The sequence below is a fragment of the Streptomyces sp. NPDC001732 genome (assembly GCF_053596315.1).
The window spans coordinates 1-21,626 of record NZ_JBSFFY010000067.1; the positions used below are offsets into that span (position 1 = coordinate 1).

The window sequence follows — 21,626 nt, forward strand, 5'->3', positions numbered from 1 at the left end:
AACCGCAGCAAAGCCGACCAGGACCCCGCCGAATGGCTCCCCCCGGCCCCCGGAGCACTGTGCCGCTACGCGGCGGAATGGACCGCGACCAAACTCCGCTGGGACCTGACCGTCGACGAACTCGAGAAGGACCGGCTCCTGGACATCGCGGCCGGCTGCGGCGGCACCGCCGTCACCTACACCCCCGCCCCCTGACCGGCACCAGGGCCGTCCGGCTTTCCGGGCGGCCCTGGTGATCGCAGATCACAGGAGTTCCATGTGGATGACGCACACGGCACGGTGAAGGTGGCCAAGGCGTTGCCCGCGCCCCGGTTCCGGGTGGACGACGCGGGATGGGTCTCTTTGCACGGCACAGCAGAGTGGTGGCGCAGCCAGGTCGACTCCGATGACTGGCCGGCCATTGCAGAGAAGTTGGCGCGTGAGGGCGAGGCCGCCATGCGGCCGGGCCGTTGCCGGGTCATCGGCGCGACCACGGGCAGGCCATGCAGGATCGACACACGCTTCGAGCCCTGCCCCCACCACGGGCCCGGCAATGAGGAGAACCGCTGCGGAGCGCCCACGGCCCGAAACACGGCATGCCGTTGGAACCTCGTGGGGAACGAGCGGCCATGCCCGGCTCACCCGGAAGCATACGAGCGGATCCTTGAGAAACAGAGGGCGCAGGAAGCGGAGCTGCGCAGGCAACAGGAGGCGGAGCAGGCTGAGAACGCGCGGCGTGCCGAGGAACGCAGGCGGGCAGCAGAACAGTTCGCGTGCGCTTAGTGCTTGCGCTGATAGGTCAGAGCCTCCTGTGCGGCGATCTCCTCCATGACGATCCACGGCACTGCCACGCGCTCCCCGTCGGCAGCCCGGATAGCGCGCAGCACGTCCGCAGCGGGGCCGCGCAACGAGGTCGACTTGAGGATGTTCGTGTCCAGGATGATCAAGACGCTCCGCTCCGTACCTCAGCTCCGATTCGTGCGGTGACACCCTCTCAAGTTCTGATCGTTATGCAGAGGGATTTCGGCCTTCCCGAGGCAGAGGCAGCCGGTGATCGTGGATGCCCCGCTCGCCAAGACGCCACGGCGAACATGCGTGGGCGACGCATCGGGATGCAGCGGGGATGCACAGCTTGTGGCGCCTCGACCAGCGAGTGCTGCCTGACGCCACATCTCACCAAGCTGCCGGCCAGGTTCGCCCAATGTCCCTGGTGTCGTCGAGGAGCCCGCGCCGGCCATCCTGCATCAGGACATCCAGTGCGTCGCCCTCCCAAGACAGAGCGAGGTACCAGACCCCAGGCTCAAGGGGGATGGGCACGCCGATGCTCGACCTGAGCTGACGTTGCCTGGGCACAGTGAACCAGAAGGGGTTCTCCGCGCCTGGAGGCAGCACGGGGAACATGGCGCGTGCTTCGGTTGCGGTGGGCGGCGTTGGGCGAAGCAAGCCGCGCCCGATGGTTTCGCGGGATGACGGCGGCGAGGAAGGTACACCATGCCCGTCGGTCTCGCGGGATGATCGCGGTGAGCTGGACTCGTCATGCCTCCTGGGAGACACGCCGTACGTCTCAGCGGACGCGCGCCGCCAGTCGGTTTCGACAGGCATCCTGGGCAATGCGGCGTACCTTTCGGCGAGCCTGCCGCGCTCACCAGTGGGGCCGGGTGGTGGCGAGGGGAACACGCCATGCTCACCGGTGGGGCCGGGTGGTGGTAGCAAGGGAAAAGGGAACGCCTGGGGCGCCTCAGGAGTCTGGGGATGTGTGTAGCTTCCGCTGAATACCTCAGGCGTGGCGGAGCCTCGGAGATGGACGGCCTGGCTGTGCATCAACAAGTTGACGTCCGTTGCTGCTTTATTGACAAGTGCGGACAGCTGCGCCACAGACCATTCGAGCCGCTGACCGGCCGCCTTTTGCAAGAGCACCTTCCGGACCAGGGAGCTGGTCTCTGTGAGGGAGGTGCGAACGTTCGCCAGGGGCTGGGTGTCGACGAGGTCGGCTTCGGTGGCGGCCATACGGAAGAACGCCGTGTTCACTTCAGCCAGCAGTTCGCGAAGCGTGGTGTCGAAGAGGCCTATGTCGATCGAGCGGTCGGCCTCCAGATCCTGGAGAGTGTGTCCGAGGAAGAGTGCGCAGGACCTGGAAGCTGTGCGCGCAACCACTGTTGCTTCGAGTGCCTGCGCCCTGGCCTGTACCTGCCGGTCCAGAGACTCTTTCTGCTCAGTCGACCTCCGGGTGGAGCGCTGGACAAGTGCCGTACCGAGCGCGGTGATGCCGGCACCACCAAGCACGCCAGCCGTTGCAATGATCACCTCTAAGGTAGCCACTCGGGCATTTTGGGTGATGTATCCGGCTGGCAGCAAGGGAATCCGAAAACAATACGGTGGATGGGCGGGGGCTGGCTGATTGTTGCGCCAACCAGTGGCGAAAGAACGCCCCAGTTAGAGATCGCGCGGATAGGTCAGGGGCGTCGGGCAGGGCGGGCATCCCACCGGTAGGCCGTCCAGGCCCGGCGTAGCAGCCTGCGGATCACGATGACCGCGCTGGCCAGCGCCACCCACGCGTCCTGCACCACCGCGCGCCGGTCGGTCACGATCGCTAACGCCTTGAACCCCCGGTTGTGCCAGGAGTTGGTCCGTTCGATCACCCACCGGTGGGTGTGGTTGATCGGCACGAACTGCCCCTTCGGGGTGATCCGCCCAGCGCAGCCCAGCTCTTCCAGCAGTACCTGGGTGGGTTGTGAGTCGTAGCCGGCGTCCAGGTGCACTGTGATCGACGGTGGCAGATGGAACCCGAACAGGCGCAGGGTCTCCAGGGTGGGACGCAACAGCGGTGAGTCGTTGCGGTTTGCGCCAGCCAGGACCCACCCCAACGGCAAGCCCCCGCCGTCGACCAGTACCGAACGCTTCAGACCGCTCTTGCCTCGGTCCACCGGGCTGCGCCCGGTGTTCTGGCCACCTCCAGGGGCTTTCACGATGCAACCGTCCGCCACGAGATTCTCAAGGTCGAGGCCGATGGCCTGGTCGTATGCCTCGAGCGCCAGCCGGTGCAGCCGCTCGAAGAGGCCATTGGCGATCCACTCATCCCGCCGGGGCCCTCATCGTGGTTGCCGAGCAGGTGTGGTCGGCATGCTGCTGGTAGGTGCCTCCGAGCACGAGGCGGGCCAGGAGCTTGTCGAACACGACCCGGTCGGGGATGCGGGGACGGTGGCAGCCCAATGGATGAGCGGCCACGGGCCTTGACCCCGCGCCATCCTGGCCCACGGCCGTGACAGACAGTAGCTTGTCGCCGATCACCAGCCGGTTCTCCCGGCCGTCGTCCATCAGCCGACGTCCTTCGTACACGTCCTGGTCTGTAAAACTCATACGGATTCCCCATCACAGTCAACTGGGTGGCTGCGCAGTGTAATCAGATGAGTACGGTGTGATTGCTGGTCAACTTGGGGTCGGCGCTACGAAGTTGACACTTCAGGCGGCGTATCAAGGGATTGCGTCGGGTCGTGGATCTCTGTGGCAGTACCCGTGTGGGGGACGGCTGGGTCGACGTCGCAGGGCCTTTGGGCGCTCTTCGGCACGGCAGGTGGGAGGCGGCGTCGCCACCCAACCGGTGCACCACGTTCACGACACAGTAAGAACGAGCGAAATCCCAGGCATGCTGCCAGCTTTGGTTGACGGATCTACACGGCAGGGTTCGCGGGAGTAGACCGTGCTTCCACTCGTTCCGCCAAGCGTACGACTGCTGGCACTGCAAGCGCCGGAAAGCAGAGTATGACGCCGAGTAGTACCCACCCGGCCGGTCCGTGGTCGATGCAAAGGAACGTCACGAGAATGGGTCCGACAGCCTTGGAGGCACCAAACCCCAGGTTGAAGAAGCCTTGGTACTGGCCCCGGTGTCCTTCTGGAGCGAGAGTCATGGACACCTCGAACCCCCCGGCTGTCGCCAGCATTTCTCCTACGGTGATCACGAGGGCTGCACCAAGCAGCAGAAGTGCATCGAACCGTCCGTGAGAGGTAAGGGCTGGCAGAGAACATCCGAGCAGGAACAGCAGTCCGGCATTCCGCAGCAGGCGACCTGCTGCGGGGAGGGAGGAGGCGCTTTGCGACACACGGACTTGGAACAGAACAATCACCACGGTGTTCAGCGTGAGAACTACGGAAGCCAGCCAGGCAGGGCCAGCGCCGGTCCGGTAGATCCACAAGGGAAGGCCAAGGGAGATCACCTGGAGGCTGATGGACAGTACGCCGTGAACCGCGGTGAGCATGACGTACGGGAAGTCCCGAAGGACCGAACGAGCAGTATTTTCTAGTCCTCGCCTGCCGACCGGATCGGCGGTGCCGGAGACCGTGAGTAATTGGATGCCTGCCGCGGCGGCGAAGCTCAGGGCGTTCAACAGGAGGGCCGCAACGAACACAGATCGACTGTCCGCATTGATCACCAGACCTGCGAATGCTGAGCCGATGGCGACCGCTACGTTTGACAACGCTGTCAGCTGTGACCGGTACCGGACACGTTGCTGACCTCCAATTTCGGCAATCAATACTCCCTGTGCCGAGCGGGCTCCTTGGGCGGACAGTGCGCCGATGCAGGCGACGACGGTGAAGGTCGGAAGGCTTGCCACGAACGGGATGGCCCCAGCACTGACAGCCTGCGCTCCGTACATGATCAAAAGAGTCTTGCGTGCACCCCGGCGGTCTGCCATTTTTCCGACGGGAACTGCGGCCAGCAAGCCGACGAGACCAGCGGTCCCAAGTCCAATGCCCACATTCCCTGCGGAAAGGCCGACTTGAGTCGTGAGAAAGAGCGGGGCCAACACGACATACAGGCCAGTGCCGAGACTGTCGACGAGTACTGCGTAGGAGAAGGTGCGCGCTTGGCCGGCGGGCGGCATAAGGATGGCAAGCCGACCTTTTGCCCCTGTCACTGCGCCACAACCAGCACGCCGCATTCCGTCAGGGCCTGCACAAGGGCCGCTGCGTCCTCAGATTCTGCGTCGGATTCGATCATCGTGAGGTCCGCAGTGCTGAATCCTTCACCGTTCAGCACTCGGTCCAGCATTGGGGCAAACCTGCCGGGGATGCTGATCTCTGTTTCAGGCGTGCGAAAGCAGACGTCGTTTTCCTTGGTCACGAGGTCAAATATTAGACCCTCGCGCAGCTGGTACCTGTCCGGCTCGTGCTGGAACTCTGGGACCTGCTTGGCCTGCGGCAGAACGGTCAGTGGCTGCGGTGGCAGATCTGCCCACGCGAGCTGCCGCAGCTTCCATCTGGCCTTTGCTGCTATGTCGTCAAACGGCGTAAGCTGGGCCAAATTCGTGAATATTTCACGAGCGTCGCTTCCATTGAACTCGGCGACATGCGCAGCTTCCCGAAGCCATTCGTCCTCGGCGGCCAGGGCTTCGACTAACTGATGAAGCACATCGACTCTGGTAATCGGAGCCATGGCCGCAGTCAGGTGAACAGAGGCGTGATCGACGGACTCAGCCCCGTGCAGGAACCCTCTTGGGAGGTACAGTACGTCCCCTGTGCGGAGGGTCAACTCCTGCGGCTTCCCCAGAGAAGCAAGGATTTCCGTGCGCTGCTGGTCGTGAAACTTGGTCCACGCCTGACTTGGTAGCGGACTGAGAATCGGCGGATCCCAGATCTTCCAGTTCTTTTCCCCTGACAACTGAAAAACGAACACGTCATCGTAGTCGAAGTGAGTGCTCACCGCGTGACTGCCTGGGGGCGTGACAAACACGTTCATGGTCACAGGATGGCCGAGCTGCCCTGCAAGCCGCCGCGCGAAAGAACCCGCCCGGGGCGAGTAGCGGTGCACCGAGCGCAAAATGAGTGAATACCCTCCAAGGATGGCCTGCCGGACCTTGTCAGGGTCGACGTAGGGGGGTGAGCCCGGCGCATCGCCGGGCGCCGGACGGCCGTAGTTTTCCTCGGGCAAGTAGTCGTCGTTCCGGACGACTCGCAGCGAGCGGGTCCGTAGGCCCGAGGAAGTCAGTACTTCCTCCACTTCGCGCGCGGTCATCGGTACCTCAGCATGCTGCCCCAGCGCATTGGCCGTTGTGTGCAACGGTGCTGTGCCGAAAATCCGCGCAAAAAACTCCTGGTGGGGCAACACGAAACAGGAGGAGAGGACGTCACTCTTAGCCATTCTTTTACTCCCAGCCGGGCGTAGGTGCCGATGCGATCGGGATTTGTGGTGGAAGGCCGTCAGTTCGGCCCGCTGGAATCCCTGCTCCCAGTATGTAGAGCACGGTCTCGGAGATCCCGTCGATACCCAGGAACTCCTCGATCTCGCTGTCCCGGAAGGCGTCGGTCTGGAAGGGGCCGAGTCCGGCTGCCGTCGCGGTCAGCAGGAAGGTCTGCCCAAGGTGTCCCGCGTTGAGGAACAAAGCCCGAAGGATACGTCCCTGGCGATACTTGTACGCCGCGCGTTCGATCTTCGCGGTCAGAAAGCATACGAATCCTGCAGCACCGACCATGTGCTGTCCGAAGGCAAGCCGCTGGACAGTCTCACGAGTGACCTCCTCGCGCAAAGCGACCAAAGAATGGTCAGCCGGAGAGTAGTGATAGAGACCGGGTTGGATGCCTTCGACATTGAGGACAGCCACATTGTCCCTCCCCTCGTAGCGTGGAGTCCGTGATTGCAGGGGAGGTTGGGGTTCATGGGGTCCAAGCAACGGACGTACACGCCTGAGTTTCGTGAGGGTGCTGTGCGCATAGTGATCGAGACGGGCAGGCCGATCCCTGAGGTGGCCGAGGAGCTCGGCGTCCACTCCGGCACGCTGCACAGCTGGGTGTCGCGGTGGCGGCGCAACGGGTCGGCGTCGTCCGGCCGGCCGGACGAGCCCGCGCCGGGCGGCCGGATGCGCGAGGCCGAGCGCGCCGAGCTGGAGCGGCTACGGCGGGAGATGTCGGAGAAGAACAAGCGGATACGCGAGCTGGAGATGGAGCGTGATGTCCTCAAGCGATGCATGGTCCTCTGGGTGAAGTGACCGGGACGGACCCGGCCGCCCTGGCCGTGTTCATCGGTAACCAGAGGACCGAGCACCGCGTCCCGCACCGTCTGGCCTGCCAGGTCCTGGAAGTGTCGGAGTCCTGGTTCTACAAGTGGCGCGACAGGCCCGCCACCGCGCGTGAAGTCCGGCGGGGACAGCTGGCCGACGCGATCACGGGGATCTTCGAGGGCTCCGGCGGCACCTACGGTTCCCCGAAGGTCTGGCTCCTTCTGGTCCGCGCGGGCTGGCGGGTCTCGGTGAACACCGTGGCCCGCCTCATGGCCGAACTCGGCCTGGCCGGACGGAAGGTCCGCCACCGGCGCGGGCTGACCCGGCCCGGCAAACGGCCGGCGGCGCCGGACTTCGTGCGTCGTGACTTCACCGCGGCAGCTCCGGACCAGGTGTGGTGCGGTGACATGACCGAGATCACCACTGGTGAGGGCAAGCTCTACCTGGCCACCGTCATCGACCTGTTCTCGCGCCGGCTGCTCGGCTATGCGAGGGGCGCCCGTCACGACGCCGAGCTCGTCGTCGCCTCCCTGAACATGGCCACGGCCACCCGCGGCGGGGACGTCAGGGGCGTGATCTTTCACAGCGACCGCGGCAGCGAATACGTCTCCCGGCGCTTTCGCCGGGCCTGTCGCCGCCTGGGCGTGACCCAGTCCATGGGCCGCGTCGGGTCGTGTTTCGACAACGCCGTCAGCGAGGCGTTCAACAGCGTGCTCAAGGTCGAGTACGTCCACCGGCACACGTTCACCACCCGCACCGAGGCCCGGCTGCGGATCGCAACCTGGATCACCGGCTTCTACAACACCCGACGACTACACAGCGTGTGCGGGTACCACAGCCCGATCGACTACGAACGAGACCACCAGGCCGACCCCACCGTGGAGCTGGCCGCTTGAAAGTTCTCCACAACCCGAGGGGATTGACAACCCCAACCTCCCCTGCAATCACGGACTCCACGCTACGAGGGGAGGGACATCAAGGACCTGCCCCGGTTCCACGTCCGCGGCCCTGGCGAGAAGCTGTTCGAGGAGGCGTACGACTGGGCGCGGCCGATGACCGACGCGGAGTGCACCCTGCGTTATTTGGTCGGTATCGACGTCAACATGGCCTTCGGGGCCGGTGCCAACGGGTTGAACGTCGGCCTCGGGGAGGCGACGCACGTCACGAACCCGGTGTTCGACCCGAAGCTGCCCGGTTCCTGGCTGGTCGACCTCAGCCACGTCGACCTGTCCCGGGTGAAGGTCGGCAAGGAGTGGGTGGAGCTCGACGGGTCGCTGCTGCCGAGCCCGTTCACGCCGAAGGGCGAGACCCCCGAGGGCCCGGCCTGGTACGCGACCCCGACGGTGGCGTACGCGGTGGAGCTGGGCTACGAGGTGCGCCCGACCGAGGCGTGGGTCCGGTACGACAACGGCCGCTACCTGGACGGCTGGTACCAGCGGCTGCGCGACGCCTACCTCGCCACGATGGCCGACCTCGGCGTCGACGCCGACCTGTCACCCGAGGACTTCCTGACGGCGATGGACGGCTACAAGGACCGCGACCCGGAGCTGACGATCGTCACCACGGCGATCAAGGCGACGGTCAAGGGCGGCATCGGCAAGCTGCGCGAGCGGCCCCGCGGCGAAGGGTGGCGGCCGGGCGAGCCGTGGCGCGCGCTGTCCCGTCCGACGTGGCGGCCGGACATCCGCGCGGCGGTCATCTCCCGCACCCGGATCAACCTGCACCGCAAGATCGTGCGCCACGCCGCCTTCACCGGGCAGTACCCGGTCGCGATCCTGTCGGACTGCGTCGTCTACGCCGCCAACGGGCCCTCGCCGCTGGACTTCCTGCCCTACCAGGAGGGCAAGCCGCTGCCCGGCGGCTTCAAGCTCGGCATCAACCCGGGCCTGGTCAAGCACGAGGGCACGCAGTCCGTGCTGTGGGGTGAGGAGGTCCGCGAGCGGTTCGACGCGCCGGAGCTCAACCTCGCCCGGTACATCAAGGACGGCACCGTCACCGGCGCCGACAACGGAGAGTAGGAGAGGGCGATGAGCTTGTTCGGGGACGGCCTCGACAAGGCGGTGCAGAAGGCGTTCACGCGCCCGGCGCCCAAGCACGCGGGCCCGCAGATGCGGTACCTGGTCAAGCAGATGGGCGGCACCAAGCAGGTCGCCCAGATGCTGCGGGTCTCCCAGCGCACCGTCGAGCGGTACGTGAAGAACCAGATCAAAAAGCCCCGCCACGACCTCGCCGCGCGCCTGGAGCGCGAGGTGAAGAAGCGCTGGCAGCCCCAGATCAGGGCCAAGGCCAGGGCCAAGGCGGCAAGCACGGGCGGCATCGTCATCGAGGCCCGCGCCCGCATGGGCTACACCGCACCGATCGGGTCGACGGACCAGGACCGCATCCGGCACCTGACCGTCGCCCTCCCGCCCGTCCACGCCGCCCGCCTCTTCGACGCCCAGGAGCAGGGCGCCACCGACGCCCGCCTCCAGGAGATCGCGGCCGAAGCACTCAAGGAGGTGTACTTCCAGGACGGCGGCCGCCGCGCCGGCAGCCTGGAGGAGGTCCGGTTCACGGACATCGAGCACCTTGAGTTCGACCTCTAGCAGCCGCGCCCCGAACAGCCCGCGAGCCCCGGATGTGACTGAGCGCTTCAGTTGGCCAGTGAGCGTTCGATCTAGCCAGTTGAGCGCCGCCATTTCCCCTGGTCAGAGGGTCGTGATGCTAGAGAGCTGCACTCCTCGGAGTGCGGCCTTGGGTATCGCGCCCGCAGGCAATGGTGTGCGGGCGGAGCCCCCTGCCCTGATCCTGCCACTCAGGCCCCGTTCGCCCCGACTCGGGACCGGGTGGCCGGGGACAGCTCGCGGGTTCGAGGAAGGCAGCCTGGGCGCTCCGGACGTGGGAGCCGGGCCGGTCTCTCGAGTTTGCGCAGCTAGTGAGCCTGGAGTCGCACGGCATCTGCCGGTGCGTCAGAAGGAGTCCAGTAAAACCACTTTGAGCGATGGTCAGCGAACCGGTAGGGTGCGGCCGACGCCGTTGATTGCGGCGGGCAAACGCCTGCGCGCGCGGACCGAGGTCTGCAACCGCACGACTTGGGCTCCTCTCCGCCTGCGACGGCCTCGCCGCCACACACGTAGAGCACTCGAACTGCCGCTGACCGACGTGACAACGCTACGAAACCCTGAACGGACTGAGGTTCTTCAGAGGCGGAGTGGGTGCGTGGCAGCCCGGATGGCGCCGCGTGACGCGCGGCCAACGCCGGCGTACTACACGCCGGCCATCCAAGAAGGCGCCCCATGAGCAGCAGTTCCAAGCCGGACCGTGGCGAGACCCGTGAGATCCAGGTCATCCCGGTCAGCGGATTCCGAAACGACCACGGTGAGTTCGAGCACCGTGTCCCGCCGGTCAGCCAGACGACCAAGGCCCAGACCCAGCTCGGCAAGCTCGGCGGAGTTCTCCTTAGCCCCAGCCACATCGAGCGTCTCGCCCACCTGGCCACCGACCCCCAGGAGCTCGAGCTCAGCCGGGCTGAGCGGCACCGGACGCCGTTCGGCTGGTTGACGACGCTGAACTTCCGCGCGTACGCGCCGATGATCTCCCCTGCGGTGGAGAACGACCGGTTGCTCGCGGACGCGAGCTACGCCGCCGACCCCAAGGCGCCCCGCGGCCGACTCGCACTGTCGATGCCGGCCCCGCACGACCGGTACGCGACGCTGGTCCACGGCGACGCGTTCGAGGCCGTGATGGAGGCCGTGGACCGGGCCGCGATCGCCGTGCAGAAGGACAACCCGCAGGACGTAGGGGAGCGCATCGTTGAGCGCTCGCTGACGCTGGTGCCGGCGACCTTCACCGGCTCCCCCGACTCGGTCGGCGAGGACTACACGGCCGTGGACGGCAACTGTCGGCTGATCTCCTGCCTGGTGCTCCTGCCGGTCGAGCGCGGATGGCTGACCGGCGACGCCCGCGACCACACCCGGATCCGGCTGCTGCCCTCGTACCTCATGCGACTGCCGCTCGTTGCCCGCCGTGAGCTCGTCCGCAAGATCGCCAAGGTGGCCCACAAGCGACTGGCGCAGCCGCCGAAGGGTACCGAGGCGGACCAGCGGGAGCGGAACGAAGCGGCGATCGCGCTCAACGCGCTCACCGTGCCGGTCCAGGTGATCGTCGGCTACGAGGACGACGACCCGCAGCGCGGGATGGAGCGCTTCCCCGCCGCTGTCCGCAGCGTGCTGGTGCGCATGAACGTGTCCGCCAAGAAGTTCTCCGCCGGCTCCCAGCACGCCGTCGTCGCCGAGGAGATGGCGACGGCCCTCTACGACGAGGGCCTGCTGGATGGCGGGCAGCCCGACAAGGACCTGGCGACGGCGCGCCGGGACGTTCTGATCGGCCGCGAGCAGGTGCCCGAGGGGATGCGCCTGCTTGGCCTGGACGACCTGCCCGACCTTCGCTTCGCCCAGATCGTCCAGGAGCTCACCCGCAAGGGGCACGCCTTCAACCGCCTCGTGCGCTCCCAGCTCGGTAAGACTGGTCTCTACCTCAGCCACCGCAACGGGCCGGTGGTGGAACTGGGACTGCGTTCGTACTCGGCGAGCGTCGAGACGCCGAAGCACCTGGACTCGATCCGCAAGGCGCTGGACACCGGCTGCCTGTGGCAGGACCTGGTCGACACCGAGTGGACGGTGGAGAACGCCGCCACGGACCACGCCATCGACGGCCTCCGGGACCGCGCCCACGCCAACGACACCCAGGCCGCCCTCGTGCTCGGCGTGCTCGGCATGGTCGCCTTGGTGGTCACCGGTCACCTGCGGGCCGCCGCTGGCTCGGCCGAGGAGACGGTCGGCACCACCATCGCCCGTACCAGCGTCGGGCAGATCATCAAGGGCCTCCTGGAGACCGGGCCGGGCCGCGAGCTCTTGGCCGACGCCGTGAAGCGGTCTCGGGCCCGCCGGCCGCTGCGCTGGTGGGACAGCGAGTCCAAGTCCCTGGTCGAGCAGCCGTCGGACTGGGCGACCTCCACCTTCAACGCCTACCTGCGCCAGGCGGTCCGGCACGGCTTCACCTCCGAGGCGGAGCGCAACAACCCCGCCGCCAAGGAGGCCGCGAGCCTCACCCGGTTCCAGGAGGCGGTGTTCACCGCGAAGGACCGGCTGATGGACCTCATCGAGATGCGCGACGAGAACGGCACTGACGACAAGATCGCCTGGCTCGAGGTGGAGTCGACGTTCGGGATCCTCGCGGGCATCACCGCTCGCCTCGGCAAGATCGCCGAGTCGGAGCCCCTGTCGGACAGCTGGTGAGCGCCCTGGTGTGGCAGGGCGTCGCCACGATGACGCCCGAGCGCTACCCCGTGCTGGCCAGCCTGGTAGGCCCCTGGCTGGAGGAGTACCGGGACTCTCCGATCTGGATCGGGGAGGACAGCGGGAACGAGCGTCGTGCCATCTACATCCCGGTGAACGGAGAGGGCGTGGCCTGCTACTGCGGACGGACCCGACCCGAGCGGGCGCTCTGCGGGGGCGCCGCTTCGGTTCGTATCCGTCAGCACATGGCGGAGTCCAGGTCCAAGCGGGAGGAGTGGTCGGCCTACTGGGTGCTGCCGCTCCGCGCCGATACCCCGGCTGTCGTGGTTGGTGAGTTGGAACGTACGGTGGCCGCTCGCCTCGGCGTTTCCCTCGTCAATCGCCGCTGGCGTCGCCACTGACGATCCGTCCCGGGGGTGGGACAACCGCCCCCGGGACGCGACGTTTGGACGCTGATTCGCACGTACCCTCGCGCGGCCGCACGGTCGTGTGACGGAGGAGTGGAGTTACACACGTGGTGAGTACGTCCCCGGATGACGGACAGGATGGGATGATCTTGTATCCGACCACGTTCAAGGGGGGTGGGACGTACGCGCGGCATCCTGAGCCGGTGAGCTGGTGCTGCCCCGGCCCTACTGGAAGCCCGGATTCGACGGCCCCGTGAAGTTCAGCCGGGACGGCACCCTGCTCGCCGACCGGGAGGCGAAGAACGTGGTCTCCGTCCGCGACGTCGCCACCCTGAGGGAGGTCACCTCGATCAGGGCAGCCGAGCCCCCGTCCCTGCTCGTGCCCGAACCGTCCATTCTGGGACCGGCCCTGCCTGCAGGGGATGCCTGGAAATGGGGCTTCGCCCACTTCTTCGACACCGAAGGAAAGATCCTCACCGTCTCGGGAAGGGTGGTGCAGCGCTGGGAGCCGCGCACCGGCCAGGAACTCGCGAAGTTCAACGTTGGGCCCCTGCTGCCCGACGGCAAGCCGGACGTCATGATCGCCCCCGGTCCGGCGCCGAACGAGGTAGCCGTCATCGTCCTGGGCAACCCCGTCGTACGCATCGTCGACATCACCACCGGCAAGATCACGTAGAGCATCGGGACCACCGAGGACGTCCTCGCGATCCAGTTCGACCGCAGCGGCCGCCACTTCGCGCTGATGCGCCGCGGATCGATCATCGAACTCTGGCAACGCGACCCGCCTCCCCGCAGGCCCACCGTGCGCCGCGCAAGTGAAGCTCACGAGCAGGTAGGGCCAGTCCCTTCGTTCCTCTACCGGCGCCATCACCGTATATACCGTTCCGCCGATACCCTGCCCGGCCAACGCTCAACTCGCCAAGTGAAGCACTCAGTCACACCGGATGTGACTGAGCGCTTCAGTTGGCCAGTGAGCTGTTGGGTTGGCCGGTTGAGCAGTCGGCTTTGTTCCCAGCCCTCGCGCGCCCGCTGCCGCAGACGAGCGCCGTCGTAGCTGCTGTGCTGAAGAAGGACATGGGCGCCCAGCCTCGGTCCGCCCGTCGACTGACCTCCCTGGTCCCTATGTTTTGCCAGCGGCCGAGCAAAGCGGGACTACGATCACTGTGTCGAGCAGTACGTGCGCGTCGGCCATCCGGCGTTGAGGGGGTCAGCGTGGACGACAACAAGCAGCCGGTCCGGTTCCGACAGCGGGCGAAGCAGGTTACGGCGCCGCCAACGCCGGAGGCGCTGTTCGGAGTACTCCCACGAACGGCCACCAGCCACGGCGCTCTGTGGTCGCACCAGGCCGACATACTGCGCGCCTACGCCTCACCCGCACACCTGAACAAGTCGGACGTCGCCCTGGAGCTCCCGACCGGCTCCGGGAAGACCTTGGTCGGCCTGCTGATCGCCGACTGGAGGCGGCGCTACTACAAGCACCGCTCGGTCTACGCCTGCCCGACCAAGCAGCTCGCCCACCAGGTCTGGGCGGCCGCCCGGGCCCAGGGCGTCCCCGCCGCCCTGTTCACCGGCTCGCGCTCCGACTTCGACGACCGGGACCTGGCCCGCTACGAGGGCGCCGAGGTTGTGGCCGTGACCGTCTACAGCCACGTGTTCAACACCAACCCGGCCTTTCCGAACGCGCAGAGCCTGCTGTTCGACGACGCGCACGCCGCCGAAAGCTTCGTTGCCGAGGCCTGGGCAGTGGACATCCCGACCACCGCCAGCCAGTTCACCTCGCTTTTGGACGTGCTCGGCGACGACCTCGATCCCCACCTGGTGACCCGGCTGACTGACCCGTACGGCGGCACGGACGTACGACTTGTGCCGGTGCCGACCGTCGCCAAGCACGCCGTCGAGCTGGACCGTGTCCTGTCGACCCTGGCCGGCAACGCCTCGTACCGGTTCAAGATGATCCGCTCGCAGCTGCGTGCCTGTCTGTTCTACGTCAGCCCGCAAGGCTGGTACATCCGGCCGATGATCCCGCCGACCTTCGCCCACACCCCGTTCATGGGCCCGCAGCAGCGGATCTACCTCTCGGCGACCCTCGGTGAAGGCGGCGAGCTGGAGCGAGCCTTCGGCCGCCCGAAGATCACCCGGATCGCGGCGCCCCCGGAGTGGGAGAACATCGGCAGCGGCCGACGCTTCTTCGTCTTCCCCGATCTGGCGGAGTCGACCAACGACCCCTTCGGCCCCGGCGGTCTGCGCTTGGCCGACACCAACCAGCCAGCCGCGCAAATCGGTCCTGCCGAGGCGTCGGCCAATCCAGCGGACAAGGGCGGCCTGGTCGGCCGGTTGATCGGCCTGCGCGGTAAATGCGTGGTGCTGACACCCGACGGGAAGTCGGCCACGATGATCGCCGACACCCTAGGGGTGCCACAGACCGAACGATTCCGACCCGGCGACACCCTGGACGGCCTCCAACCGTTCAAGACCGCCGACCGGGGCATGCTGCTCGCCCCGAGCCGGTTCGACGGCATGGACCTCCCCGACGAGTCGTGCAACATCATCCTGATGCACGACCTCCCCGACGCCCTCCACCTCCAGGATCAGTTCCTCCAGTCCCGACTGCGCGCCGGCCGCGTGGCCCTGGAACGGGTCCGCACCCGCGTCATCCAGGGCGCGGGCCGCTGCACCCGCGGACCCCGCGACTTCGCACTCGTCATCGTCACCGGACGCGAACTCCAGCGCTTCCTCTCCCGCCTCGACGTCCGCGAAGGACTTCCACCCGAGCTCCAGGCCGAGATCGCCTTTGGCCGCGACAACAGCGAAGTACCCCCGTCTGATCTCGTCGCCCTGGCACGCAGCGCCCTCGACCGCGACCAGATGTGGCAGCACGACGCCGAGCCGGACATCGTCGAGCGTCGCTCCGAGTGCGCCAAACAAGCCCCCAACTACGTGGGCAAGCTGGCCGCAAGCGCCGAACACGAGGTCAACGCCTGGCAGGCCGCCTGGCAAGAGGACTGGGACACCGCCTCCCGCAGCGCGGTGCAAGTCCTCGACCTCCTGACTGGCGAAGAGCTGCGCCCCTACCAGGCGATGTGGGCCTACCTCGGATCAGTCTGGGCCCGGTTGGCAGCCGACGCCCCGGGCGCGACAGCGCGGGCCGAGCAACTCCTGGAGCGGGCCCGCAAGGCCGCCTTCGGCACCACGTGGCTGCGGGAGATCGAAGGGCACACGGTGGCTGCGCCAGAACTCGGCGTCCTGGACACCGAAGCCGTAGCAGCCGTAGCCGAGGCCTACCGGTCGTCCCCGAAGCTAAAGACGGCCGCCAAGTTCGACATGTTCGCCAACGAGATGCTGGCTAACCTACGCGAGCAGTACTCCGTAAAGTACGAGGCGGGGCTGGTCTCCCTCGGGGAACTGCTAGGGGCCCGCTCGTTCAAGCCGACAGGTCAGGGACGCACGGACGCGGCGTGGCTGTGGCCATCCTGGTGGCTCACGGTCGAGGCCAAGAGCGAGCAGAAGTCCGAAGGAGGCGTCAGCCTCAAGTACATCAGGCAGTCGAACAGCCAGCTCCGACAACTCGCCAGCGACGAGCAGGTCGACGAGCCGCCGCGCGACAGTATCAGCCTTGTCGTCTCCCCCCGCGGGATGGTAAGCGACCTGGCCGTGCCCGCCGCGGAGGCCCACCTCTACCTTGTCTCCCCGGACACGATCCTCGCGCTCGCCGTACGGGCGACGCAGGCATGGACCCGGATCCGCAACGCCGCCCCGGCCGGCGTCGAGGGCGAGGACCTGCACGCCGTGGTCGCGGAGGCCCTGCGCACCAGCCAGGTGCTGCCCTCCTACGTCAAGGAAGCTGTGACCGCAGACCCCATCCGCCCGTAAAGGCCCAGACTCGCTCGCACTTGACTCAGCGCTTCAGGTAGCGGATGAGCGTGCGAGTCGGCGGACTGAGCGCCCGAGCGTCGGGACACCTGGCGAGCCGAAGCACTCAGTCACACCGTTGTCGAACAGGGTTCCTACTTTCCAAACCCTCGGCGGATCTCCTCGGCGAGGGCGCCGTCCTCTTCGCTCAGACCGAGGTAGGCCCACGAGATCCCGGCGTCGGCGAGCGCCTCAGCGATGGTGGCCCTCCCGGGGTACCGGGCTTCGACAGCGTCCAGCTCGGCCGAGCGTTCTGCGATCCTTTGCATGGACGCGAGGCGAGCTTCGGCGGCAGCCGCTTCATCGACCCGCGCACGTGCCTCCTCCATGGCAAGGTGGGCGTCGATCTTCTCTCCCTCGAGGACGTCGAAGGCCATGTTCACAACCTCCCGCCCCTCCAAGTCGGGCCGTTCGGCGTGGATCTGGCGGAGCTTTGCCTCCAGGCGGAGCAAGGCACTCTCCGGCAGCATGTCGCGCACATTGTCCAGGGCCTTGTCGAGCTGGGCGTCGAACTGGTCAGTCATACCCAGGAAGCTAGCCCGGCCCGCTTTCCGACACCAGGACCGCTCTCGAAGCCGACGTTCCCGGGCACGCCTCAAGCCGCCAACTCAAACACTCAGTCACACCGGACCAATGCAGGTCCGGGGCTCGCTCGCTATCCGGGGTGCCTCACAACGCGCCTGCGGCTGCTGCCCGCTGCGCCTTGAGCTGCCTACCGGCGCGCGGAACGTCGCCGCGGCCGGCGCTTCTGTCGCTGTTGTGGCACGGGATTCGGCGAACCCAGGTCGGCATCAGATGCGTTGCTGCTGTTCTGCTTAAGCCGTTGCCCGCTGCCGGACAGGGCTTGGACGAGCTGGAGCGCGCGAGTTCGGCGTCGCTCGTTCTTCGAGAGAACGACCACCAGCCCCAGGACGAGGAAGGCCAGGACGACCGTCGCCAGAAGTCCCAAGACGGCGTATCCGATCGGCCCGTCGGCAATCGGCGTGCTGAGCAAAAGGGGAAACAATGTCGTGAGCATGATCTTCCTTAGGTCGAGGCGAGCCCTGGAAGGCCGCCTTCGGTGGAGGGCCGTACGAGGTTGTGCGGCCACCTCGATCCTGACCCTCGTATGGGAGGTTGGAGCCTCTGAGCTGCACGTTTTTGGTTGGGGTTAGTTTGGATTGGCGCACCGCGGCGCAGATCGGGCACTCTGGCGACCCGTACCGGAGGGGGACCATGCCTAAGAGCAACGGCAGGGCTTCACGCTCTGCGATCACCGCTGAACCTGGTCCTGTTCGGGACCTCATCAAGGCCCTGAGGGACCTCCGCGAGCGGGCCGGGAATCCGTCGATGCAGACGATCGCGCGTGCTCTGAGTTACCAGAGCCTCGGCGGGCTCTTCACCAGCAGGCTGGAGGGCAGAGGGATGACTCTGGCCGTCGTCGAGTACCTGGAGGGATCCCGCGCGGAGTTCGAGGTTCTGTACGACGCCGCACGCGCGTGGCAGGACCAGCGAACGCGCTGGGCACACGAGCACCCGCTGGTTCTGAACTGGCCTCAGGACTCCGACGGTGTGCCAAAACCTCCCGAGATCCGGGCAGAGTTCGCCGGGCTCAACGCGCCCTTGGACGACGGCACGCCCGCCAAATCGCCCGCCGCGCACGTTCTCGCCATCCACTCCAAGATCGAGCAGTACTTCGCAGCGCTCATGATCGCCATGGGGGCGGACGCCTCGGACGACATCCGGACGTTCCTGCGCAGCGTCGCAGCAGACGCCGCGGCGCCATTCGACCGCTACCGCTTCTACCGGATGGCCTCGATCATCAGCGACTTCGATGAAGTCACCAGCAGCGTCCTGCAGGATCTCGAACTGGACGAGGACCTCCCGACCATGTTCTCGTCCTACATCACCACCGCTGACATCCTCGTGACGTCCTTCGACCTGAACATCAGGGAATTCCTAGACAGCCGACGACGACGTTCGTCCGTCACGCAAGCGATGACAAGACTGGGCGAAGGCAAGGGTTCCGCCTCAGCAGAGGACCGAGCGATCCACCGACTGCTCAGTCGCCACCCACAGGCCATGCGTCCCCGACACGGCGACCTCCTCAAGAACCACGACTTCATCGTCGACACGGACAACGCTTTGCGAGCCGTGCTGCTGCGTTTGATGGAGGAGCGTACGGCGGAGGCCGGGCTCTCCGACAAGCAGGCTCTTGACCAGATCCTCGAGGACTTCCATCGAGGTGTCGACGTCGCCAAGTTCCGATCCCTCTTCGAACCTCGTAGTAAGGCCAAAGCCCGTTGGGAGGCCGAACGGACCGACGGTATCCGTTCAATGCTGCCCGCACAGGTAGCGAAGTTCGAGCAAGCAATCGAGGAAGGCGCTCGCTTACGCGCACTGCAGGAAGCAGCGGCACGGCTCTCCCCCCGGAGGCGGCGCAGCGGCTCCACCAGTTGACCTGACCCCCAGCAAGATCTGCGTCGGCCACGCGAGCGCACATCGAGTTCGTGCTTCTCCGCCCCGAACAGGCCGCGAGTCCTTGACCGACCTCTTGCAGCCCGGAGCTCGCTCGTTGCCCAGCCGATGCTGGTGAAGCCGTCCGGGGGCCACGTCGGCGCACCTACGATGCGGTGGTGCGGAACACGAAGGCGTTCAAGGAAGCTGTTGCCCAGACGCTCGCGGAGCTGGCCCGCCGGGGGGTGACCCTTGCGCCGGCGACCGTGGAGGACACGATCGAGAAGCAGATCCCCACCGTGGCGGAGCGGCTCAGGATCCAGGTGCGCTCCGCCTGGCGGTACTTCGACGCCTCCATCACGGCCGACCGGCTCGCGCGGAGTGTGGCGTCGTACGAGGAGAGCTGCAGCGAGAAGGATGTCGGGCAGGCCCCGATGCCGCCGATCGACAACCCGGAGCTCGCCCTGGTCCTCGCCGGGGTGCCGGACTCTCTGGCGCAGACCGGCGGCGACCTGTACGCGGTCATCATCAACGTGGCCGTCAACGCCTGGATGGCTGGCCACATCCACGGCGAGGACGGCTGCACCGGCTGCGACGGCAGCCGCGGCCCGGCCGGACACGACTGGGAAGCGAGGATGCGCACCATCACCGAGATGCAGCCGAACATCACCAAGTGGTTCGACCGCGACGTGTGGACCCGCGCCGTCAACGACGCGGGCTACACCGTCACCCGCCGCTGACGTCAGCGCGCAGGGACGGGCAGGACACCACGGACGCCCAGCTGCCGTCCGTACGGGGTGGCCATGGGTTCCATCTGGATGCCGGTGCGCAGCGGCTTCACCGAGAAGCGGAAGCCCTTGGTCGGGCCGTGGCAGATCAACCCGGCCGGGGTGGGGATGCTGATGCCGTCGGGGGAGAGGGTGAAGCCGAGACCGGCGTAGAAGTCCGCCAGCTCCGGCTCGTGCGTGGCATACAGGACGGCCGCACCCAGCTTCCCGGCCTGATGTGAGCCGGCCGCCTTCTCCGCTTCGGCCACCAGGGCGCGTGCGACGCCCTGGCCGCGCCACCGCTCGACCACCGCGAGGGAGTCCAGGCAGGCGACCAGACCGGCGATGGTGTGCACGTTGGGCGATCCGATGAGCATGGGGTGGGTGAAGGCCCACGTCGCTGGCAGCGTGAGCACGCCGCCGACCAGCGCGCCGGACGACGTCTCCTCCACCACCCGCGCGTACGTGGGCTTATCCGGATCGAGACTCTGGCCGATCACGGAGGGCAGCGCCCGCCATGACCCGTCGGGGTTGTCCGGGTCGGCCAGCCGGATCACCGGCCCCAGCGGGGCCGTGTCGGCGCGGGCCGCGTCCCGGATCACGATGCCTTCCGGCAGCTCCGGGACGCTCACGGGGATGACCTCGCCCGGCTGCACCGCGGCCCTGGGGGCCGAAGCGGCATACATCCGCTCGCCCAGCACGTTCCCCGAGTACAGCTCCGCCTCGCGGCGCGCCGGATTCCCCGACCGCCTGGCGCCCTTGCGCGCCCCGTTCTTCTTTTTCTTCCCCACGGCGTTCCTCCCCTTGTCACCGACACCCTCCCCCGCCCGGCTCTCGCCTGAACACCTGTGTGACTTGGATCGATAGATGGCGAGGCTGGGCTCCCGAAGCACAAGGTGGGAGCGTTTCGTTGATTCCTTGTTGGCGGGTCTATGGAACGTTAGTTGGCGAGTCCGGGCGTGAGACGGTCCCCGCCAGGCACAGCCACTGACCAGCACATAGATGATCGCCGCGAACAGCGTCTCATCAGGCGTGTCCTGCCTCCCGCCGACCTGTGGCCGCACCTTCGACGGCGGGATCAACAGCTTGGCGGTCTCCCACAACCCGTCCGGAACAATCCAGCACCGCCCAGCCGCGGGCGCGGCGCAGGGTCGCGGTGTCCGCAGCCGTACGCCTGCCCACACCCCGATGGCAGGGTGCAGAGGACACCGCAAGAAATACGACAGAAGGTGTCTAGTTTTGTGGAGACAGTGGGGGTGCCGGTCGGTGTCGTGGTGGCGCGGGCCGAGACGACGGACAGACAAGGACCCTCATGCGTGAGACACCCGACGATCTCCACCGGCTCCAAGCCCTCCTCGACGCCTCGCTCGCCCGCTCCACGGCGCACCTGCGGTCGATCATCAGCAGCGAGCGCACGCTCACCGCCGAGCAGCTCACCGGTGTGCTCACTGGCATGTGCACGCTTGCGCTGTCCACCGTGACGGCAAAGGGCGAGCCGCGGGTCAGCGGCGTGGACGGGCACTTCTTGCACGGCAAATGGCACTTCGGCACCGCGCGCGGCGCCGCTAAGGCCCGGCACCTCGCCGCCCGGCCCGCCGTCAGCGCCGCGCACATGCGCGGGGAGGACCTGGGCGTGTTCACACACGGCACCGCGGAGGTCCTCAACCCCCGAGACGGCGAGCCGGCCGCCGACTGGCCGGACCTGCTCGCGTACTTCCGGGACTTCTACGGCGACGACGCCTTCGACTGGGACAATGACGTGGTCTTCTACCGACTGCACCCGCAGTGGATGGCCGTGTTCGCCCCCGACCTCGCCAAGCTCGGCGGGAAGGCGGACGAGGCGTGACCCCGCCCGTACCG

The 21,626-nt window shown here is 67.1% G+C and carries 19 protein-coding genes and 4 pseudogenes; 13 read left to right on the forward strand and 10 right to left on the reverse strand.

The features are described 5' to 3' along the window. Together ACWCXX_RS34475 and ACWCXX_RS34480 are read left to right on the forward strand one after the other, a co-directional pair. A pseudogene (locus ACWCXX_RS34475) lies at positions 1-195 on the forward strand (HNH endonuclease); the annotation flags it as partial. Between the two features lie 63 nt (positions 196-258). Further along, positions 259-762 (forward strand): hypothetical protein, encoded by a 504-nt coding sequence (locus ACWCXX_RS34480; RefSeq protein WP_451134231.1) that lies wholly within the window; start codon positions 259-261, stop codon positions 760-762. On the opposite strand, the gene ACWCXX_RS34485 is transcribed toward ACWCXX_RS34480, so the two are convergent. The 6 genes and pseudogenes from ACWCXX_RS34485 to ACWCXX_RS34510 form a co-directional block, all read right to left on the reverse strand. Further along, positions 759-926, reverse strand: a complete 168-nt coding sequence (locus ACWCXX_RS34485; protein ID WP_451134233.1) for a hypothetical protein — start codon at positions 924-926, stop codon at positions 759-761. The two genes, ACWCXX_RS34480 and ACWCXX_RS34485, sit on opposite strands and share 4 nt — an antisense overlap. Positions 927-1,152: 226 nt before the next feature. Beyond that, positions 1,153-2,298 (reverse strand): hypothetical protein, encoded by a 1,146-nt coding sequence (locus ACWCXX_RS34490; RefSeq protein ID WP_451134235.1) that lies wholly within the window; start codon positions 2,296-2,298, stop codon positions 1,153-1,155. A 134-nt stretch (positions 2,299-2,432) separates the two neighbouring features. Continuing rightward, positions 2,433-3,294: pseudogene (locus tag ACWCXX_RS34495) on the reverse strand (IS5 family transposase). 353 nt (positions 3,295-3,647) lie between these two features. Next, positions 3,648-4,892 carry an MFS transporter gene (locus ACWCXX_RS34500; RefSeq protein WP_451134237.1) on the reverse strand — a complete coding sequence of 415 codons (1,245 nt, stop codon included), beginning with the start codon at positions 4,890-4,892 and terminating at the stop codon, positions 3,648-3,650. Next, on the reverse strand, positions 4,889-6,115 hold the full coding sequence (locus tag ACWCXX_RS34505; RefSeq protein WP_451134239.1) for a JmjC domain-containing protein: 1,227 nt from the start codon (positions 6,113-6,115) through the stop codon (positions 4,889-4,891). The genes ACWCXX_RS34500 and ACWCXX_RS34505 overlap by 4 nt, the downstream gene beginning before the upstream one ends. A 4-nt stretch (positions 6,116-6,119) precedes the next feature. Further along, positions 6,120-6,575, reverse strand: coding sequence for a SagB/ThcOx family dehydrogenase (locus ACWCXX_RS34510; protein ID WP_451134241.1), 456 nt, complete (start codon positions 6,573-6,575; stop codon positions 6,120-6,122). Positions 6,576-6,629: 54 nt separating this feature from the next. Here ACWCXX_RS34510 and ACWCXX_RS34515 point away from each other — a divergent pair, with 54 nt between their 5' ends. The 8 genes and pseudogenes from ACWCXX_RS34515 (at position 6,630) to ACWCXX_RS34550 (ending at position 16,524) form a co-directional block, all read left to right on the forward strand. Beyond that, positions 6,630-6,959 (forward strand): transposase, encoded by a 330-nt coding sequence (locus tag ACWCXX_RS34515; RefSeq protein WP_451134243.1) that lies wholly within the window; start codon positions 6,630-6,632, stop codon positions 6,957-6,959. Then, the gene (locus tag ACWCXX_RS34520; RefSeq protein WP_451134245.1) at positions 6,935-7,867 is read left to right on the forward strand and encodes an IS3 family transposase; all 933 of its coding nucleotides are present in this window, start codon (positions 6,935-6,937) and stop codon (positions 7,865-7,867) included. Before ACWCXX_RS34515 ends, ACWCXX_RS34520 begins: the two co-directional genes overlap by 25 nt. Before the next feature lie 78 nt (positions 7,868-7,945). Next, positions 7,946-8,989: pseudogene (locus ACWCXX_RS34525) on the forward strand (telomere-associated protein Tap); the annotation flags it as partial. Between the two features lie 9 nt (positions 8,990-8,998). Continuing rightward, on the forward strand, positions 8,999-9,556 hold the full coding sequence (gene tpg, locus ACWCXX_RS34530) for a telomere-protecting terminal protein Tpg (RefSeq protein ID WP_451134247.1): 558 nt from the start codon (positions 8,999-9,001) through the stop codon (positions 9,554-9,556). Positions 9,557-10,246: 690 nt separating this feature from the next. Continuing rightward, positions 10,247-12,247: a hypothetical protein gene (locus ACWCXX_RS34535; protein ID WP_451134249.1), complete on the forward strand. Its 2,001-nt coding sequence runs from the start codon at positions 10,247-10,249 to the stop codon at positions 12,245-12,247. Next, the gene (locus ACWCXX_RS34540; protein WP_451134251.1) at positions 12,244-12,648 is read left to right on the forward strand and encodes a hypothetical protein; all 405 of its coding nucleotides are present in this window, start codon (positions 12,244-12,246) and stop codon (positions 12,646-12,648) included. The genes ACWCXX_RS34535 and ACWCXX_RS34540 overlap by 4 nt, the downstream gene beginning before the upstream one ends. A gap of 217 nt (positions 12,649-12,865) precedes the next feature. Further along, positions 12,866-13,330, forward strand: coding sequence for a hypothetical protein (locus ACWCXX_RS34545; RefSeq protein ID WP_451134253.1), 465 nt, complete (start codon positions 12,866-12,868; stop codon positions 13,328-13,330). A 536-nt stretch (positions 13,331-13,866) separates the two neighbouring features. After that, positions 13,867-16,524 carry a DEAD/DEAH box helicase gene (locus ACWCXX_RS34550; protein WP_451134255.1) on the forward strand — a complete coding sequence of 886 codons (2,658 nt, stop codon included), beginning with the start codon at positions 13,867-13,869 and terminating at the stop codon, positions 16,522-16,524. 134 nt (positions 16,525-16,658) lie between these two features. On the opposite strand, the gene ACWCXX_RS34555 is transcribed toward ACWCXX_RS34550, so the two are convergent. Continuing rightward, a complete protein-coding gene (locus ACWCXX_RS34555; protein ID WP_451134257.1) occupies positions 16,659-17,087 on the reverse strand; it encodes a hypothetical protein in 429 nt (142 codons plus the stop codon). A gap of 188 nt (positions 17,088-17,275) precedes the next feature. Further along, on the reverse strand, positions 17,276-17,581 hold the full coding sequence (locus tag ACWCXX_RS34560) for a hypothetical protein (RefSeq protein WP_451134259.1): 306 nt from the start codon (positions 17,579-17,581) through the stop codon (positions 17,276-17,278). A gap of 311 nt (positions 17,582-17,892) precedes the next feature. On the opposite strand from ACWCXX_RS34560, the gene ACWCXX_RS34565 reads away from it, so the two are divergent. Together ACWCXX_RS34565 and ACWCXX_RS34570 are read left to right on the forward strand one after the other, a co-directional pair. After that, the gene (locus tag ACWCXX_RS34565) at positions 17,893-19,002 is read left to right on the forward strand and encodes a hypothetical protein (RefSeq protein WP_451134261.1); all 1,110 of its coding nucleotides are present in this window, start codon (positions 17,893-17,895) and stop codon (positions 19,000-19,002) included. 176 nt (positions 19,003-19,178) lie between these two features. Next, positions 19,179-19,739, forward strand: a complete 561-nt coding sequence (locus ACWCXX_RS34570) for a hypothetical protein (RefSeq protein ID WP_451134263.1) — start codon at positions 19,179-19,181, stop codon at positions 19,737-19,739. A gap of 2 nt (positions 19,740-19,741) precedes the next feature. On the opposite strand, the gene ACWCXX_RS34575 is transcribed toward ACWCXX_RS34570, so the two are convergent. Together ACWCXX_RS34575 and ACWCXX_RS34580 are read right to left on the reverse strand one after the other, a co-directional pair. After that, positions 19,742-20,557 (reverse strand): GNAT family N-acetyltransferase, encoded by an 816-nt coding sequence (locus ACWCXX_RS34575; protein WP_451134277.1) that lies wholly within the window; start codon positions 20,555-20,557, stop codon positions 19,742-19,744. A gap of 180 nt (positions 20,558-20,737) precedes the next feature. Further along, positions 20,738-20,932 (reverse strand): annotated as a pseudogene (locus ACWCXX_RS34580) (transposase); the annotation flags it as partial. 146 nt (positions 20,933-21,078) lie between these two features. On the opposite strand from ACWCXX_RS34580, the gene ACWCXX_RS34585 reads away from it, so the two are divergent. Beyond that, a complete protein-coding gene (locus tag ACWCXX_RS34585; RefSeq protein ID WP_318219352.1) occupies positions 21,079-21,612 on the forward strand; it encodes a pyridoxamine 5'-phosphate oxidase family protein in 534 nt (177 codons plus the stop codon). The last annotated feature ends 14 nt before the right edge of the window (positions 21,613-21,626 follow it).

Bases quoted from the DNA above. Each gene is read 5' to 3' on its own strand.
- tpg (WP_451134247.1), top strand. From the start codon at position 8,999: ATGAGCTTGTTCGGGGACGGCCTCGACAAGGCGGTGCAGAAGGCGTTC.
- ACWCXX_RS34515 (WP_451134243.1), top strand. From the start codon at position 6,630: ATGGGGTCCAAGCAACGGACGTACACGCCTGAGTTTCGTGAGGGTGCT.
- ACWCXX_RS34535 (WP_451134249.1), top strand. From the start codon at position 10,247: ATGAGCAGCAGTTCCAAGCCGGACCGTGGCGAGACCCGTGAGATCCAG.
- ACWCXX_RS34555 (WP_451134257.1), bottom strand. From the start codon at position 17,087: ATGACTGACCAGTTCGACGCCCAGCTCGACAAGGCCCTGGACAATGTG.
- ACWCXX_RS34505 (WP_451134239.1), bottom strand. From the start codon at position 6,115: ATGGCTAAGAGTGACGTCCTCTCCTCCTGTTTCGTGTTGCCCCACCAG.
- ACWCXX_RS34565 (WP_451134261.1), top strand. From the start codon at position 17,893: ATGCAGACGATCGCGCGTGCTCTGAGTTACCAGAGCCTCGGCGGGCTC.
- ACWCXX_RS34520 (WP_451134245.1), top strand. From the start codon at position 6,935: ATGCATGGTCCTCTGGGTGAAGTGACCGGGACGGACCCGGCCGCCCTG.
- ACWCXX_RS34585 (WP_318219352.1), top strand. From the start codon at position 21,079: ATGCGTGAGACACCCGACGATCTCCACCGGCTCCAAGCCCTCCTCGAC.
- ACWCXX_RS34560 (WP_451134259.1), bottom strand. From the start codon at position 17,581: ATGCTCACGACATTGTTTCCCCTTTTGCTCAGCACGCCGATTGCCGAC.